The organism is Nonomuraea sp. NPDC050383 (assembly GCF_044459125.1).
GTDB lineage: Bacteria > Actinomycetota > Actinomycetes > Streptosporangiales > Streptosporangiaceae > Nonomuraea.
The window spans coordinates 1-14,836 of record NZ_JBITIP010000013.1; the positions used below are offsets into that span (position 1 = coordinate 1).

At 66.4% G+C, this 14,836-nt stretch carries 10 protein-coding genes and 1 pseudogene; 5 read left to right on the forward strand and 6 right to left on the reverse strand.

The annotated features are described in order from the left end of the window. The 4 genes and pseudogenes from ACIBG4_RS28625 to ACIBG4_RS28640 form a co-directional block, all read right to left on the reverse strand. Nucleotides 1-821 (reverse strand): serine hydrolase domain-containing protein (locus ACIBG4_RS28625; RefSeq protein WP_397204448.1); only part of this gene is annotated, 821 nt, incomplete at its 3' end. 125 nt (nucleotides 822-946) lie between these two features. Further along, nucleotides 947-1,333 (reverse strand): VOC family protein, encoded by a 387-nt coding sequence (locus tag ACIBG4_RS28630; protein WP_397204449.1) that lies wholly within the window; start codon nucleotides 1,331-1,333, stop codon nucleotides 947-949. Nucleotides 1,334-1,510: 177 nt separating this feature from the next. Next, the gene (locus tag ACIBG4_RS28635) at nucleotides 1,511-2,407 is read right to left on the reverse strand and encodes a LysR family transcriptional regulator (RefSeq protein WP_397204450.1); all 897 of its coding nucleotides are present in this window, start codon (nucleotides 2,405-2,407) and stop codon (nucleotides 1,511-1,513) included. 464 nt (nucleotides 2,408-2,871) lie between these two features. Beyond that, nucleotides 2,872-3,030, reverse strand: a pseudogene (locus ACIBG4_RS28640) (LuxR C-terminal-related transcriptional regulator); the annotation flags it as partial. Between the two features lie 540 nt (nucleotides 3,031-3,570). Here ACIBG4_RS28640 and ACIBG4_RS28645 point away from each other — a divergent pair. The 3 genes from ACIBG4_RS28645 (at nucleotide 3,571) to ACIBG4_RS28655 (ending at nucleotide 5,812) form a co-directional block, all read left to right on the forward strand. Then, entirely contained in the window at nucleotides 3,571-4,071 is a 501-nt protein-coding gene (locus ACIBG4_RS28645) for a SigE family RNA polymerase sigma factor (protein ID WP_397204451.1), read from the forward strand. Continuing rightward, nucleotides 4,068-5,228, forward strand: a complete 1,161-nt coding sequence (locus tag ACIBG4_RS28650; RefSeq protein ID WP_397204452.1) for a hypothetical protein — start codon at nucleotides 4,068-4,070, stop codon at nucleotides 5,226-5,228. Before ACIBG4_RS28645 ends, ACIBG4_RS28650 begins: the two co-directional genes overlap by 4 nt. Before the next feature lie 152 nt (nucleotides 5,229-5,380). After that, nucleotides 5,381-5,812: a hypothetical protein gene (locus ACIBG4_RS28655; RefSeq protein ID WP_397204453.1), complete on the forward strand. Its 432-nt coding sequence runs from the start codon at nucleotides 5,381-5,383 to the stop codon at nucleotides 5,810-5,812. A 1,185-nt stretch (nucleotides 5,813-6,997) separates the two neighbouring features. Here the strand turns inward: ACIBG4_RS28655 and ACIBG4_RS28660 are convergent. Continuing rightward, entirely contained in the window at nucleotides 6,998-8,014 is a 1,017-nt protein-coding gene (locus tag ACIBG4_RS28660) for a LacI family DNA-binding transcriptional regulator (protein WP_397204454.1), read from the reverse strand. Between the two features lie 642 nt (nucleotides 8,015-8,656). Here ACIBG4_RS28660 and ACIBG4_RS28665 point away from each other — a divergent pair. Both ACIBG4_RS28665 and ACIBG4_RS28670 read left to right on the forward strand, forming a co-directional pair. Continuing rightward, nucleotides 8,657-10,681, forward strand: a complete 2,025-nt coding sequence (locus ACIBG4_RS28665; protein WP_397204455.1) for a ricin-type beta-trefoil lectin domain protein — start codon at nucleotides 8,657-8,659, stop codon at nucleotides 10,679-10,681. Between the two features lie 446 nt (nucleotides 10,682-11,127). Continuing rightward, a complete protein-coding gene (locus ACIBG4_RS28670) occupies nucleotides 11,128-12,588 on the forward strand; it encodes an arabinofuranosidase catalytic domain-containing protein (protein ID WP_397204456.1) in 1,461 nt (486 codons plus the stop codon). A 499-nt stretch (nucleotides 12,589-13,087) separates the two neighbouring features. Here the strand turns inward: ACIBG4_RS28670 and ACIBG4_RS28675 are convergent, their stop codons facing one another. Then, entirely contained in the window at nucleotides 13,088-14,701 is a 1,614-nt protein-coding gene (locus tag ACIBG4_RS28675) for an MFS transporter (RefSeq protein WP_397204457.1), read from the reverse strand. Nucleotides 14,702-14,836 lie beyond the last annotated feature (135 nt).

Here is a 14,836-nt window from a genome sequence, read left to right on the forward strand (position 1 = left end):
TTGCCCGACCACGCGATCCCCGGCGCGAACGTCCCGTCCTCGTAGTACTCGCCGGTGAAGTTGAAGATCCCGCTGGTGTGCTGCAGCACCATCCGCACGGTGATCCGCTCGTCCAGCCCGAACTCGGGCAGGTAACCGTCCACCGGGCTGTCCAGCCCGATCTTGTCCTCGGCCACCAACTGCAGCACCAGCGTCGCGACGAACGCCTTGGTGGCGCTGCCCACCCGGAACCGCCCATCCGCCGGCGGCCGCTCCGACGAACCCAGCTCGCGCACCCCGGCGGTGCCGACCCACTCACCGCGCTCGTCGTTCACCCGCAGCTGCATTCCGGTGATACCGGAGTCCACGATCTCCTCGATGATCTTCTGCAGCTCCGGGCGGACCCGCCCGGCCACGGTGTTCGCCGCGCTCACCCCGGACGTGGCCGAAGCGGCGTCGAGGGCTGCGCCGATCTTACGGGCCATCTCGGTCATGGTGGGGCTGGGCCTTTTCTGGGTGGCCGCATCGATGGCGATCAGGACAGTGCGGCGGAAGTTGTCGGCCTCGGCCGGGTCCTGCTGCCCCAGCAGCCTCATGGAGGCGGTCAGGGCCGGCAACACCTGGTCGGCCAGCTCGGCCACGCTCTTGCCGTACTTCACGCCCTTGGGCGCCTTGGCCAGCACGTGCCCGACCAGGCCGGTCGCGGAGGTCAGGGCGACGGAGCCCTCGGTGGCGGCCTGGTGCGCCGAACCGGCGGCACCAGCGGCCGACATCAGCGAAACGGCGCCCCAGGCAGCGGTGCGCAGGGTGAGCGCGTCCTGGTCGGTGAGGGTGATGGACATGATGGTGTGCTCCTTGAGATCTGTTACGAAAAGTCATGTGCACGAGCGATAACACTGACGATCGCCGACCGCGCTGATACCGGGCCGTCGCCGTACTGACGCCGCCGCTGACACGACGCCGCCGGTCAGCTGAGGTCGGGATGCCCGCCGGGCACGATCCATTCGGTCAGCTCGACGACGATGCCGTTGGGGTCGGTGAGTCGCAGCTGCCGTTCACCCCAGGGGCTGCACCACAGGTGCCTGGTGATGGGTGCGCCCGCTGCCTGCAGGCGCGCGTATTCGCCGACCAGATCGGTGACCGCGAACGCCACCACCGTCAGGGCGATCCGCTCGTGCGGCTGTTCAAGGTCACGCTGGTTCAGGAGGATGTCGACGGCCGCGTCGTCGCGGCTCAGCCAGCTGAGCTCCGGGTTGCCGAGCACCTCGCGGAAGCCCAGATAGACGGTGAAGAAGTGGCGAGAGTCGGCCAGATCGTCGACTGTGAAGACGACCGTTGAGCCGACAATGTTCACGTTTCTACCCGTATGCGGTTGTCTACCACTTTTCCCCTCCCGTGTAGCGATTCGCCCTGAATCAAGGCTGCCGGTACGGGCCGGCCGGGGCAACGCCGGATCCTGCAACGCCGCGTTAACCGCAGACTTCACGCAGGAGAGGACACGCGGGAGGTCCGCGACGAGCTGTGGGCGGTCTCAGCCGGGCAACGGTCCCAGATCGCCGGCGACACGGGCGAAGGCGCGGATCATGTCGTTCTCCGCGTCGCTACGCCACACCAGCCCGTACGGCAGCACATCCATGTCCTTGACCGGCAGGTAGGCGATGTCGGGGCGGGGGTAGTAGCGGATCACGTGGGTCGGGAAGAGGGTGACGGTCTCCCCCAGGACGGTGGCCATGAACACGTCCTCCAGGTTGTCCACGCTGACGGTGCGATCGATCGCGCGGCCCCGGGGTGTGACCTCCGGGACGTACTGCTCGAACCAGTCGCCGGGCGCGGAATCGATGACCACGTGCTGGAAGTCGCTGACCACCTCCACGGAGATCGAGGACCATCTGGTGAGCGCGTGGTCGTTCGCCACGCCCAGCACCCTCGGCTCGGAGAAGAGCACGGGGCCCTGGGTGAGGTCGGGCTCGTTGACGGGCAGCCAGGCGACCAGGATGTCGGCCTCTCCGTTGCGTAGCTGGGCGAACGGATCCTGGTAGTTCGACATCCTCAGCCGCAGCTCCCACTGCGGATGCCGGGCGCGGAAGGTGTCCCAGTAGCGGCGCAGTTCCTGGACGTTGCCGGGGAACAGACTCACTCTGAGCGTGCCGATCTTGCCGCGCGCGGCCAGCCGTGCCCGCTCCATGGTCTGCGCCAGGCCCTGGCTGAGCGGGCGCAGATCGTCCCGCACTTGCTCGCCGAGCTGCGTCAGCCGTACGCCGTGGCTGTTCCTCGCGAAGAGCTCGGCACCGATGGCTCGTTCCTGCTTCTTGATCGCCTGGCTGACCCTGGCGACAGAGACGTGCAGCCGCTCGGCGGTACGGCCGAAGTGCAGCTCCTCGGCCAGCGTCAGGAAGATCTCGATGTCCCGCAGCTCCACAAGCCCCATTCCTATCTGTGCAGCGTATGGGGTGGAGTTTGGCATATCAGGCCAAACAGGAAGCAGTCGAGCAACCGAACCTCTCCTGCGGCGACGAGTTGCGATGGGAGACTGGGCACCAGCGAGAGAAACGATCCTGGGTACTGCGGACACTCCCCCAGGACACGGGCACCACGTCGACGCCACGGCTGATGCTCAGCCGTCTGCGTCGAAGACCTCGGTGATCTTGCGGGCCATCGCGGTCATGATGGGGCTGGGCTCACCCTTCTGCGACCGGGCAGATGCCTCGATGACGACGATGACGGCGTGGCGCAAAGTAGTCGGCCTTTGCCGGAACCATCGATCGCTGCGCATCTCGTACGCCTCCTACCGTGGGTTTCCGGTCGGCAGGGTGCGTGACTGGGCCGAGGGCGCGGCTCTGGGGTTCGGCTCTCAGCCGCGCCGTAGCAGACCACGTTCATGGCGACCACCACTGCGTAGGTGCGGTCGTTGACCTCGACTTCAGCGAAGATCCGCAGCAGGTGGGTGTTCACGTGGCTTCCGCCATCACCAGGCGCTTGCCGGATCTCAGCGTTGGACAGACCGTCGGCGATGGCCGACAGCACATCCTCCTCACGCGCGGTCATGGGCATCTGCACGAGCCTTCCCGTCAACACCTACAACACTCAGCGCACCTTCGGCGGCCCCGCGTTCCCAAGCCCAACCAGCACAGCCATGACCGGAACCAGCGCAGCGCCTACTGGTTCGCACTCAACCGCCACGGCGGCCGCGGACTCCTCTGCCACCGCCATCTGCACCCCGTCATGATCCGAGATTGGTCCCTCCCGATGGACCTGTTCGCTGGCACCGTCCACGCCAGCGCCGACACCTGGAACCACCGCCCCAGGAACGCTCGCTGCCTCAGCGAATACCTCCGTCCGTTTCCGGTCGGCTCCGATCACCTCGCCACCGCCACCATCCCTGCTCCCTGGCCGGTCCGGACCACTCCCCGCCAGGCGCACCGGCCCCGCCCGAGCTTTGGCCGCGAGCGCAAGACTGGCTGAGTGCCTGTTCCAAGGCCGGTGATCTTCGCTGGCAAGAAGATTTGCGGTAGGTCGATTGCACGGCGACATTCAACAGTTCGGCCTCCCGAGCCGTCTATCCCCTGACGGAACGAGGAAAGGCAGAGGCCATTGGAGGACGAGCCCCGCTTCGAGGCATTCGTGGCGGAACGGGCCGACGCCCTGCTGCGCTACGGCTACCTGCTCAGCGGCAACCCGCACGACGCGGCGGACCTCACACAGGAGGCGCTGGTCCGGCTGCATCAGGCCTGGCCGCGGGTGCGGCGGAAACTGGCCCCAGAAAGCTACACCAAAACGATCATGGTCCGGCTGCACATCAGCACGTGGCGGTTACGCAGGCGCGAGCGGCCGGACTGGGCGCTGCACGAGACGGCTCGATTCGACACACCGCCCTCCGACAGCGACGAGGGCCTGTGGCAAGCGCTCGCCACGCTGCCACGCAAGCAGCGGGCCGTGCTGGTGCTGCGCTACTACGAGGACCTGTCCGACACGGACATCGCCGACGTGCTCGGCATCTCCCGGGGGACCGTACGCAGCCACGCCTCTCTCGGCCTGGCCAAGCTCCGTTCCGTTCTGCCCAGCATCTCAGAGATCAACGGGAGCCCCGAATGACCGACCCATTGGAATCCCGTCTGCGCGCGAAGCTGGGGCACGCCGCCACGCGCGCGCCACAGGCCCCGCCAAGTTTCTCCACTGAGGTAGTGTCGCGGTCGCGGCGGCGCAGGATGCGCAGGAACGCGCTGGTAGCAGGCATCTGCGTCGTCGCGATCGCCGCGCCGATCACGGTGATGGCCACGCGCAGCACCGACGAGCGCGGCGATCTCGCCACCGTCGCCACCGAACCCTCACTCGGGAACCCGGTCTGGGACACGTCCCCCATCGGGAAGCGCCTGACGATCGACAACCCCTCAGAGAAGCGACCCGTCTCGTTCTGGTACGCCAGGACGAAGAGCGGCGCCACCGTCTTCTGCCAGGAGCACAAGTCCAGGTCCGGAGGGAGTTCGAAGTTCTGCGGCGACGAGCCGATCGACGGCCGGGAGGTCACCGATCAGGGCTCCACCGAGTCGTTCCCACCCCCCGTGACCGGCAAGGTGCTGCACTACGGCACCGCCCAAGCCAACGTCGCGCACGTCGCGGCGGTGCTCAAAGACGGCGGGCGAGTCCCCGGCACGCTTCAGACACCACAGGGCGCTCCTCAGGCCATCTGGACCGTTACCGTGCCGGCGGACAAGACGGTGACGGCTTTCGAGTTCACGGGCGGCGAGGGCGAAACGATCGAGCGGATCGAGCGGCGGCCGATGGCGACGCCCGAGGCCGGTGCCAAGCCGATCGGCCTTACAGTCCAGATGCCCGGAAAGCTCGAGGTGGGTCTCTACGAGACGCCCGACAAGAATCTGATCTGGAAGCTGGATGGGCAGGCCGTGGGCCTCAACGTCCTGTCACCCGGCATGGCGGTGATCGCGAGAGGCGGCCCCGATCGGGCGCTGATCGACATGGGCGGCAAGCCCATGAAGGTGGAGCTGCGAGAGCACAAGGAGCACTGGTTCGGCATCGCCGGCGCCAAGACCGTCCGCGTCGCGCTGGTCTTCAGAGACGGCGCCTCGGTGAGCGTCGACACCCGGCCTGACCCGTGGAAGATCGGCGGCTTCCGGATGTTCGCCGGGACGCAGCAGCGTACCGATGACCTGTACGCCGAAGGCTTCAAGATCGTCGGTTACGGCCAGGACGGCACGGAGCTCTGGCATGAGGTTCACGAACCCACGCGCTAGAAGCGGGGGTTGACGCTGAGAGGAGGTCTCGTGCGACGAGTGATCGCGTGCCTGCCCCTGGTGCTGCTGCTGGCTTCCTGAAACCGGCCGATCTCATCGAACAGGAGTGCCCGGCCACGGGATGCCGGCCCCTCCGGGTGACCGGAGCCACATTGGGCAAGGTTCCGCTGGAGACCAGCCGCGGCACCATCCAGGTGCCCGCCTGGCTGTTCACCGTCGAGGGAGTCGAGCAGAAGAAGGTCCACGTGGCGGTCGACCCCTCGGCCGTCACTGCCCGTCCCGAGCGGGTACAGGGGGATATCGAAGAGGTGATGGCGTTCGACCTCGTCGCCGGCCAGCCACACGAGCTGCTTCTCCGTTATGGGTGCGGCGCCTGCGACACCGTTCACGGGGCACGCGCTTACGAGACCGAACAGCTGGTGGTGGTGGACGTGGACGAGAAGGACTCCAGCTCTGGCAAGCCTTGCCCGTTGATACGCAAGACGGCCACGATCACCGTCACGCTCGACCGGCCGCTGGGCGACCGTCTGGTGCTCGACTCCGGTACGGGGCTGCTGGTGCTGCAGGGACTCAACAAGCGCTGAGGGCTCAGCGACCGTACGCGGAGCTACCTGGAGCCGGCCCGGCTTGGTGGACAGCTGATCTGTGGGGAACCCTGGTTCCCGGAAGAAGGAGTCTGCTGTGCCGAACATCTATCCGCCAAAGTTTCGCCATCATCGGCGACCGCCAGTATGAGGCAGAAACCGACAAGTTAGTCCGGACGACCATGAGCCCCGGTCCGGGCCAACTTGTCGAGTCGCAGGTCACGCTGGACTCCTCCGAAATCACGCAGCGCACCTGACGCGAACTGAAGGGTCTTCACGTTCTATGGATTGTTTCGACCCCTTGAGTTCGCCCGAACCGGCGGGGTCTTGTTCCTCGGCAGCCGTGACCAGAAGCCGCCGGGCGGAGTCGGCGTAGCGGATGGCGGTCTTGGTGCCGAGGCCGAAAAACCGAGGCGAGATGCAGGGGGTCGCCTCGGCAGGCGAGGGCTCCTTCGAGGATCCGATCGATGCGCAGGCGTTCGAGGGTAGCGGCCTGTTTGTGCAGGATCAGCGAGGCGCCCTGGCCGCTGGCCGGCACCGTGGTCGTGGCGGTGATGCGGTTGATGAGCAGGTGTGGGTTGGCGGTGTTGGGCCTATCAAGACCGAAAAAGCCCCTACGGCCGCCCCGACAGCGAGGTACGGCTGGTGTGGCCAAGCGCCTACCGCTAAGCGCTAACGCGGGTTAGGACAGCGTCACGGTGATTTTCGCGGCCGACTGTTCTCATCAACTGGTTGCCCACCGCGGTCCTGTTTCCACGCGTGGCCGACTCGCCGGAGTACTGGACACCGTGGCGGCCAGAGGTCTCGCTAAAGGACCTCAGCCGGTTGGAGCAGATCAGCCCTGCGGTGGCGGATCTCGGTTCCCATCGGCCCCTCCATCCACAGCGGGTCAACGACGCCGAGAGGAATGCTCACCCGCTGCAGCCCTGTTGTCGGGTCGATCGGAATCCGCGACACATGAGACCACAGCCAACCCGGAACTTCAGATGAAACCTCATACTCACCCCAACCCACCACACCGATGCATTGCCCATCACCTTGATGAACGCGAATCCCTCCAGGCCCGACGATGGAACGTTTGCTGGGGACGCGGCTGTTGACAACATCGATCCGTTCGATGTTTCGCCATGCCATACGCGCACGGGCCTGCGGTGCTCCGGATCGCTCGCACGGTGGGTCCTGGAGTCAGCCTGCGGATGTTGCAGGTGCTGGGCCGGTCGAGCCGCGCACGATGAGGTGGGTGGGCAGCATCAGCCGGGATCGGCTGGGGCGTTGACGTCCGCCGAGTAGATCCAGCAAGAAGTCGACCGCGGTCCGCCCGATCTGCTGCTTGGCCACGGCGACGCTGGTCAGCGGCGGGTTGGCCATGGCGGCGAAGGGGATGTCGTCGAATCCGACGAGGCTGATCTGTTGGGGAACCCCGATGCCCCGGGCGGTGAAGCGGTTGAGCAGTCCGAGTGCGATGACGTCATTGAAGGCGATCACCGCGGTCGCTGAGGTGGCGAGCACCAGATCGGCCACAGCGGTGCCGCCGTCGTAGGTGGGTGACACGGCGCTGAAGTCGGTCAGCTCGGCGCCTGCGGCGGCGACGGCGGCGCGCAGGCCGCGGAGCCGTTCGCGGTTGTCGGAGGAGGCGGCGGGTCCGGCGACGTAGGCGAGGCGTCGGTGGCCGAGGGCCAGGAGATGCTCGGCCACCTGCCGGGCGCCGTCGGTGTTGTCGGAGGTGACGCTGGGAACCTGCCTGCCCCTGTGGTTGATCGTGACGACCGCGGTTGTCCGCAGGAAGGGATCCAGGTCCTCCTGGGCGGCGCGGGGTGAGCACAGCAGGAACCCGTCGACCTGCTTGGCCAGGGTGCGCACGAGGTCGACCTCGGTCGCTGGGTCCTCCCCGGTATCGGCCAGCAGGACGGAGTAGCCGCTTTCCCGGGCCCGGTGCTGCACGGCCTGGAAGATGGAGGAGAAGATCGGGTTGGTGATGTCGGGCACCACGAGTCCGATCGTCCGGGTCCGGCCCGTGGTCAGGGCGCGCGCGGCCTGGTTGGGGTGGTAACCCAAGGCTGCCGCGGCCCGATGGACGCGCTCGCGCGTGCCGGGGCGCACCTGGCCGGGGTCAGCCAGCGCGCGGGACACCGAGGCGGGTGACACACCCGCCAGCCGCGCCACGTCCTTGATCGTCACCGTCACGACAGGTTCATCCGTCACGACAGGTTCCTCTGGATTCGCCGGCACGTCGTATGCCACACCAGACTCATTCTGGAACCGTTTCCCTTTTGCTGTCAAGCAACAGCCGGGACGCCCGGCGGACACTCCTCAAACTTTGGGCCTTGACATGGTGAGGACCTCGGTCGATGTTTGGAACCGATTTCAGTTGCGTTTCACACTTCGGCGTTCCCAAGCCACTCCTCTGGAGGCGAAGCCGCCATGGAACACGCATCCGCCCCCGTAAGAGGCACCCGCGGACGATGGCGACGACGGTCCACGGCTTGTAGACGGCCGGGCCTTGAGCTGGTCGAAGCCGGTAGCGCGTCGCCCACCTTCGCAGGTGGCGTCCCTGTCGCCGCGCTGACCAGTCGAAGGATCAATGCGGCCGGGCCGGCATCGAACTTCTGATCGATCTCCTCAACGAGGGTGAACGGCCCGCCAGTTCCCGCAGGGTCGTACGCCTGCAGCTCCATCAGCCGGCCCCGTTCTCACGTATCGGGCAGGTAGACGCAGCCCTTTACACCACCATTCCGCCCACCATCGAAGATTGTCCGCGGCACGATCTGGGATCCCAGCCCGCACCCACGATCACTGCCGCTGGCACTGGCCCCCGCAAGGGATTCCCGACAGGACGGACCCCTCATGAGAATCACACCTCTTGCGAAGTTACTTGCGAAGTTATTGGCTGTCGCACTCCTCGCCGTTGGCGGCGGCGTCGGGACGAACGCCCTGGTGGCGCCGGTGTACGGCGCGACTGCGGCGACCGGCGCGGCCGGGGACAGCTCGGTCGGTCGGGCAGCCGGCGGCTGCGTCGCGGATCCCACCCTGCCCGGCGCCACGAAAAGCCCCCTCTACACCGTCGCGGCGGACGGCGCGCCGCTGTTCGTCGAGAAGATGACCAAGTTCGCCCCCGAGATGCAGGTGCATTACGCGCACTGCTCGATGGCGGGAGCGGGCACGGCCACGTTCTCGGTCACCGTCGCTCAGAGCTTCAGCTCGTACACCGTCAGCCCGAAGAGCCGGAAGCTGGCGGTCACCAGAAGCGGCAACACGATCACTTTCGACAGCGGCCCCAACTACTTGATCGTCCAGTTCGACTCCAAGGAACTGCTGTTCATTCTCATCGACGCGCCCGAGTCGAGCCCGCCCCTGCCGGGGGACGCCAACGTCAAGAACCTGGCCGATTACGGGGTCGACAACACGGGGGCGACGCTCGTCACCACCAAGATCCAAAACGCGATCAACGCCGCGTCCGGAGCGACCCGGAACATCCTGTACGTCCCGCCCGGCAGGTATCAGGTCGGTGAGCTCTGGATGAAGAGCAACATGACCCTGTATCTGGCGGCCGGCGCCATCCTCTACGGCTCGAACAGGCCGGGAGACTTCAACACCGGCGGCGGCGGTGTGAACATCGAAGGCACCCAGCACGCGACCGTCCGGGTGTACCAGGTGAGCAATGCGAAGCTGCTGGGCCCCGGTGTCATCGACGGGAACGGAAAGTCCCTGCGGGCGCAGGGCATGAACCTGAACCTTCTGAAGATCGAGCAGAGCTCCGACATCCTGGTCGACGGCCTCACCGTCCGAGACCCCAGCTACTGGAACACGCTCGTCTACCGCAGCGACAAGGTCACCATCAAAAACTACAAGGTGATCAACGTTCGGCCCACCACGACGACGTACAACAACACCGACGGCGTGGATTTCGACGAGTCGACCAACGGCCTGCTGTCCAATGCCTTCCTCTACACGGGCGACGACAACATGGCGACCAAGAACGAGTACGACACCGCAGGCGCGATCAACACCAGGAACGTCGTCCACGAGCATGTCGTCTGCTACAGCAATTCGGCCTGCGCGAAGATCGGGACCAAAACCCAAGGAACCTCGATGGACGGCGTCACCTTCCGTGACATCGACGTGGTGAAGGCTGGACGGGCGATGGTGATCGATGCCTACGACACGGCCGTCGTCTCGAACACCAGGTGGGAAGACATCCGAGTGGAGAACACCGACAGCCTGGTCGACCTGGCCGAAGACCGTCCGCCGACATGGAGAACGGCGAAGAACACCTCGACGATCCGGGACGCCTACTTCACGAACGTCGCCTCGGACGTCAAGAAGGTCATCAACCTGCACGGACGTTCCTCATCCGTGAACATCAGCGGCGTGCACTTCAGCAACTTCACCGTCCAGGGCAACCCGATCACCAGTCGAACCGATCCGGACGCGAGCTGGAACATCAACGCCTACGTCTCGAACATCACTTTCGACACGACACCGCCGCCCGGGACCTTCCGGCTGCGCAGCCAGCTCGCCAACCGGTGCATCGACACCCCGAACGGCGCCGGCGCCAACGGCACCCAACTGCAGATCTACGACTGCAACACCCTCGTCAACCAGCAGTTCACCCGCACCGGCGGTCAGCTGCAGCTCGTCGGCAAATGCCTGGACGAACCCACGGGCGCGACCCCCGGAACCAGGGTGCAACTCTGGAGCTGTTCCGGCGGCAGCAACCAGCAATGGAACCTCAACACCGACGGCACCCTCACCAGCGGCAGCGGCAGCGGTCTCTGCCTCGACCTGAACAACGACGCCACCACTAACGGCACCGCGGTCAACCTCCGCATGTGCGACGGCGGCAATTCACAGAAGTGGACCGTCAGCTAATCAGTGCCGGCATCACCCAAACGCACTCGCGCCGGCTATCTCAGCCTGAATCCCCGGTGTGATCCCAGATGATCGTTTTCGAGCGGATTCCTGGGGACTGTACCAAGAAGACTGGACACACTCCTGCCTGGTGGAACGTCGTTGACAGTCCGGCGAGGCGGGTGACGCCTCACCACTCGGCGGACGCGGGGAGGAAAGTTTCACGACATCTCATCGCAGCGGTGCGAACGTGTCACGGGAAGAGCCCAGGTGGCGCGTCGACGGCACCCGCGGCCTCCGAGACACGTGATCCACGTTCTTGACGTCCGGCCCTTCAATGAATTAACTCCACACCACTGTCACCCCGCGAATCAGTCTCGAAGGCAATTAATGTTAGCGCTAACATACGCATGACTCAACCTGCCGTATCGGCACCCGCTCATGATTCGTGATTGAGAAAGGAATGCATGATGCTTTCCGGGAGCCTGAGAAAGGCGCTCGCGGCCGGGGCGGGCGCGCTGCTCGCCACCTCCTGCCTGGTCGGCGGTGGCACAACGGCCCAGGCGGCGACGTCGCAGCCGTGTGACATCTACGCCGCGGGCGGGACGCCGTGCGTGGCGGCGCACAGCACGACCCGTGCTCTGTACGGCGCCTACAACGGCCCGCTGTACCAGGTCAGGCGCGCGTCGGACAACACCACGCGCGACATCGGCGTCCTCAGCCCGGGCGGAGTCGTCAACGCCGCCACCCAGGACTCGTTCTGCGCCAACACGACCTGCGTCATCAGCGTCATCTATGACCAGTCCGGCCGCAACAACCGCCTCACCCAGGCGCCGCCCGGCTACTGGAAGGGCCCCGCTCCGGGCGGATGGGACAATCTCGCCGACGCGAAGGCGGCCCCGATCACCATCGGCGGGCAGAAGGCGTACGGTGTCCGCGTGGAGCCCGGTACCGGCTACCGCAACAACAACACCAATGGCGTCGCCAAGGGTGATGAGCCCGAGGGCATCTACGCCGTCGTCGACGGCACGCACTACAACCAGTGGTGCTGCTTCGACTACGGCAACGCGCAGACGGATGGCATAGCCGACTCCCCCGCCATCATGGAGACCGTCTACTTCGGCGCCGACAAGCAGTGGGGCTACGGGGCCGGGGCTGGTCCCTGGATCATGGCCGACCTGGAGTGGGGACTCTTCTCCGGCGTGAACCCGGGCTACAACAACCTCGCCGCCATCAACCACCGCTTCGTCACCGCCATTGTCAAGGGCGAGCCGAACCACTGGGCGATCCGGGGCGGCAACGCGCAGTCGGGCGGCCTGACGACCTATTTCGACGGACGGCGCCCCAACGGCTACCACCCGATGAAGAAGGAAGGCGCCATCCTGCTCGGCATCGGCGGTGACAACAGCGTCTCCGGTCGAGGCACCTTCTACGAGGGCGTGTTGACCTCCGGCTACCCGAGCGCCGCCACCGAGGACGCCGTACAGGCCAACATCGCCGCCGCCGGCTACGCGCCGGCGGGCGGCGGCGACCCGCAGCAGAACGTCCAGATCGTGGGCGGCCAGTCCGGCCGGTGCGCTGATGTGCCGAACGGCAGCACCACCAACGGCACCCAGGTGCAGCTGTGGGAATGCTGGGGCGGCACCATGCAGCGCTGGACCTACACCTCGGGCAAGCAGTTGCAGGTGTACGGCAACAAGTGCCTGGACGCCTACGGGCATGGCACCGCCAACGGCACTCAAGTGATCATCTGGGACTGCAACGGCCAGACCAACCAGCAGTGGAACGTGAACAGCAACGGCACCATCAGCGGCGTGCAGTCCGGCCTGTGCCTCGACGCCTACGACCAGGGCACCGCCAACGGCACGAAACTCATCCTGTGGTCCTGCAACGGACAGGCCAACCAGCGGTGGACCCTGCGTAGCTGACTCCGGCCGTCGGGTTCGGTGCGCATGAGGGTGATCGGGTGAAACGGCCTGATGGGGTCCGGGCACCCGGGTGCAGCGCGCCGAACCCGACGGCGTGCATCTGAAATGTCGGATCGTGACGAACTTCAATTTCTCAGTTGTGTTTGCCCAGCCTGGAGGCGTGTTGGATGCCGCGGCGGGCGCTCACAGGACCGTTTCACGGTCCTGTCCGTGCTGCGGGGGGAAGCTCAGACCAAGTCAGACCCTCTGCATCACTTCTGGCACCGGACACACACCACTCGGCCCAGAAATCGTTGATCACAAGGTCGTTTCTGGAGATGACCTCGTTGAAGTTGTCGGCGGTCAGCTCGATGGTCCTCATGAGTGCCATTCCTGCTTGTGCTGGGGGTATTGGGCTGTGCCTGGGAGCTGTGGGCCGTCGTGCACACTTCGAGGTCGCGGTGTGCCCGATGGCCAGCTGTCGCGTTCGTACGCCGTCGGCAAGGCAGGTCCTGCGAGGTCAGCGGGCAGCGACGCTTTCCGCGGCCCCGGCCTCCGGGGCTGCCTCGTCGTCGGGCCGGAGGGGTGCGGTGCTCTTCGGGCCGCGCAGGACGACGTGGACGAGCAGGGCGGCCATGACGGCGGCGCCGATCCACATGGCCTGCTGCCAGCCGTCGACAAAGGACTGCTGTGCCGCGTGGATCAGGTCTTGGGCGTGGCTGCCGGTCTTGGGCGCGACCTCGATGGCGTTGGCGATGCCTTCGCGTGCGGTGTCCGCGGCCTCGCCCGGGATGCCGTCGAGCTTGTCGTCGATGGCGCTGCGGTAGCCGTTGGCCAGGAGCGCGCCGAGCATGGCGACGCCCAGGGCGGTGCCGAACTCGCGGGTGACGTCGTTGAGCGCGGAGGCGACGCCCTGCTTGGCGCGGGGCAGTGAGCTGGTGATGGCCTCGGTGGAGGGTGTCATCGACAGGCCCATGCCGATGCCCATGGCGAGCATGCCGGCCAGGATGGACAGGTAGCCGCCGTCGACGGACACGAACAGCGCCATCAGGGCCAGGCCGAGCGTGGCCACGGCGACGCCCACGGTCATGGTGGAGCGGGCGCCGATCTTGGCGGCCATCTTCGCAGCCAGGTTCGAGGTCATCATCATCATGACGGCCATCGGCATCATCGCCACGGTGGACAGCAGCCCGGACCAGCCGAGTACGGCCTGGAAGAACGGGAAGAGGACGACGGCGATGCCGGCCTGGACGCCGAAGACGACGAGCAGGGTGATCGAGCCGCCGGCCAGAGCGCGCTCACGGAAGAGGCGTACGTCCAGCAGCGCGGCGTCGCGGCGGTGCAGCTCCCAGGCCACGAACGCGATGGCGGCGACGACGCCGACGGCCAGGCTGATCAGGGTGATGGGGGCGGTCCAGCCGCGCTCAGGGCCTTCCTGCAGGACGAAGATGAGACCGATCACGGCGATGGTGGAGATCAGCGCGCCGATGGTGTCGAAGGTATGGAGGGAGCGTTCGCGGGAGTTGGGTACCGACTTCAGTGTCATCGCCAGCGCGACGACGACCAGGACCACGGGCAGCACGAACAGCCAGCGCCAGTCGGCGACGTCGACCAGCAGGGCGGAGAGGAACATGCCCAGGATGCCGCCGCCTCCGGCGACACCGGTCCACACACCGATCGCCTTGCCCCGCTCCTCCTCAGGGAAGGTGGAGGTGATGACGGCCAGCGTGATCGGCATGATCATCGCGGCGCTGATACCGGCCGCCACGCGGGCGGCGATCATCACCCCGGCCGACGGGGCGAGTCCTGCGACGACGCCGGCGGCACCGAAGACGACCAGCCCGGTGATCAGCATGGGCTTGCGGCCAAGGCGATCACCGATCGCGCCCAGCGGCAGCAGAAGCGCGGCCAGGGCGAGGGTGTAGATATTGATGATCCACAGGACGGTGGTCTGCGAGGCGTCGAACTCGACGGCCATGTGGGTCTGGGCGACGTTCAGCCCTGACACCGAGGCGATGACGGCCATCAGCGCGATCGAGACGGTGATCAGGATCGCGCGCAGTTGACGTGCATCCGGCGCTCCCCCACCGCTTACTGTCGTGTCCGCCGCCTGAGGAGGCTGATTGGTACTCATGATTTCCTTCCCAAAAGGGCATGCAGAACCAGCGCCGGGACAGGACCGGTCGCCAGGTTCGTGAGATAGGGACTTGCTCGCCGCGCGGACCGCTGGATGGCGGTCGTGCGGTTCTTCAGCAGCGGGGCTTACGTG

Coding starts and splice junctions, on each gene's coding strand:
- ACIBG4_RS28635 (WP_397204450.1), bottom strand. CDS start 2,407: ATGGGGCTTGTGGAGCTGCGGGACATCGAGATCTTCCTGACGCTGGCC.
- ACIBG4_RS28650 (WP_397204452.1), top strand. CDS start 4,068: ATGACCGACCCATTGGAATCCCGTCTGCGCGCGAAGCTGGGGCACGCC.
- ACIBG4_RS28665 (WP_397204455.1), top strand. CDS start 8,657: ATGAGAATCACACCTCTTGCGAAGTTACTTGCGAAGTTATTGGCTGTC.
- ACIBG4_RS28670 (WP_397204456.1), top strand. CDS start 11,128: ATGATGCTTTCCGGGAGCCTGAGAAAGGCGCTCGCGGCCGGGGCGGGC.
- ACIBG4_RS28675 (WP_397204457.1), bottom strand. CDS start 14,701: ATGAGTACCAATCAGCCTCCTCAGGCGGCGGACACGACAGTAAGCGGT.